This is a genomic window from Isoptericola sp. NPDC057653 (genome assembly GCF_042799955.1).
In the GTDB taxonomy this organism is placed as follows: Bacteria; Actinomycetota; Actinomycetes; order Actinomycetales; family Cellulomonadaceae; genus Isoptericola.
In genome coordinates this window covers 1-2,095 of sequence record NZ_JBHVHP010000006.1, presented here as the reverse complement: position 1 = coordinate 2,095, position 2,095 = coordinate 1, and the positions used below count along the sequence as shown (strand labels likewise).

Below are 2,095 nucleotides of genomic sequence, written 5' to 3'. Positions count from 1 at the left end.
GCCGACCCCACGCGCCGCAACCCTCAGGGCCACAACACACAAGACCAGCACAGCAGAACCCGGGACGCCGATTGCCTCAGGACCCAACAGTGTGCTTGCGAACCAACCCGACCCTCACCACCAGCTTTCCGCCACCCGGCCCGAAGACCCAGCCCGAAGACACGCTCCGAACACGATGTGTACTCACCAGCCGGCAACAGCCCGACCAGTCCTTCTAGTCAATGTTCCACCCGTGAGCAACCACCAGGCGCACTGTCGGCGCCTCAGATGGTCTGCCTGACCCCCACACCACACACCCACCACAGGAAACCCTGCGGCCAGGCCGTGACGCTTCACGGGGGTATCAGATGCTCCTTAGAAAGGAGGTGATCCAGCCGCACCTTCCGGTACGGCTACCTTGTTACGACTTAGTCCCAATCGCCAGTCCCACCTTCGACCACTCCCCCCGGCGAACCGGTTGGGCCATGAGCTTCGGGTGTTACCAACTTTCGTGACTTGACGGGCGGTGTGTACAAGGCCCGGGAACGTATTCACCGCAGCGTTGCTGATCTGCGATTACTAGCGACTCCGACTTCATGGGGTCGAGTTGCAGACCCCAATCCGAACTGAGACCGGCTTTTTGGGATTCGCTCCACCTTACGGTATCGCAGCCCTCTGTACCGGCCATTGTAGCATGCGTGAAGCCCAAGACATAAGGGGCATGATGATTTGACGTCATCCCCACCTTCCTCCGAGTTGACCCCGGCAGTCTCCCATGAGTCCCCGGCATAACCCGCTGGCAACATAGGACGAGGGTTGCGCTCGTTGCGGGACTTAACCCAACATCTCACGACACGAGCTGACGACAACCATGCACCACCTGTGCACCGACCTTGCGGGGCACCCATCTCTGGGTGTTTCCGGTGCATGTCAAGCCTTGGTAAGGTTCTTCGCGTTGCATCGAATTAATCCGCATGCTCCGCCGCTTGTGCGGGCCCCCGTCAATTCCTTTGAGTTTTAGCCTTGCGGCCGTACTCCCCAGGCGGGGCACTTAATGCGTTAGCTGCGGCACGGAACTCGTGGAATGAGCCCCACACCTAGTGCCCAACGTTTACGGCATGGACTACCAGGGTATCTAATCCTGTTCGCTCCCCATGCTTTCGCTCCTCAGCGTCAGTTGCGGCCCAGAGACCTGCCTTCGCCATCGGTGTTCCTCCTGATATCTGCGCATTCCACCGCTACACCAGGAATTCCAGTCTCCCCTACCGCACTCTAGTCTGCCCGTACCCGATGCAAGCCCGAGGTTGAGCCTCGGGATTTCACACCAGACGCGACAGACCGCCTACGAGCTCTTTACGCCCAATAATTCCGGACAACGCTTGCGCCCTACGTATTACCGCGGCTGCTGGCACGTAGTTAGCCGGCGCTTCTTCTGCAGGTACCGTCACTTGCGCTTCTTCCCTGCTGAAAGAGGTTTACAACCCGAAGGCCGTCATCCCTCACGCGGCGTCGCTGCATCAGGCTTTCGCCCATTGTGCAATATTCCCCACTGCTGCCTCCCGTAGGAGTCTGGGCCGTGTCTCAGTCCCAGTGTGGCCGGTCGCCCTCTCAGGCCGGCTACCCGTCGACGCCTTGGTAGGCCATCACCCCACCAACAAGCTGATAGGCCGCGAGCCCATCCCCCACCGAAAAACTTTCCAACCCACACCATGCGATGCAGGCTCATATCCGGTATTAGACCCCGTTTCCAAGGCTTATCCCGAAGTGGAGGGCAGGTTGCTCACGTGTTACTCACCCGTTCGCCACTGATCCACCCAGCAAGCTGGGCTTCACCGTTCGACTTGCATGTGTTAAGCACGCCGCCAGCGTTCGTCCTGAGCCAGGATCAAACTCTCCGTAAAAGAGAAACAACACCACACACCCCACGAGGAGATGTCAGTGTCCATTCGATACTGGCCAGACCAAGCTGAACTGCTCAGTCCGATCCATAGGAACCATCAAAGATTCCAAATAATTGGCATTGACTATCAAACACACTGTTGAGTTCTCAAACAACCGACGCACACCCACAAGACCAGAACCCTTCGATTCCGACCCCGCCGGGGCAACCCCTCAA

At 58.7% G+C, this 2,095-nt stretch carries 1 rRNA gene; it reads right to left on the bottom strand.

The features are described 5' to 3' along the window. Positions 1-358: 358 nt before the first annotated feature. Positions 359-1,880: ribosomal RNA gene (locus tag ACFU9A_RS21725) — 16S ribosomal RNA — on the bottom strand. Between the last annotated feature and the right edge of the window lie 215 nt (positions 1,881-2,095).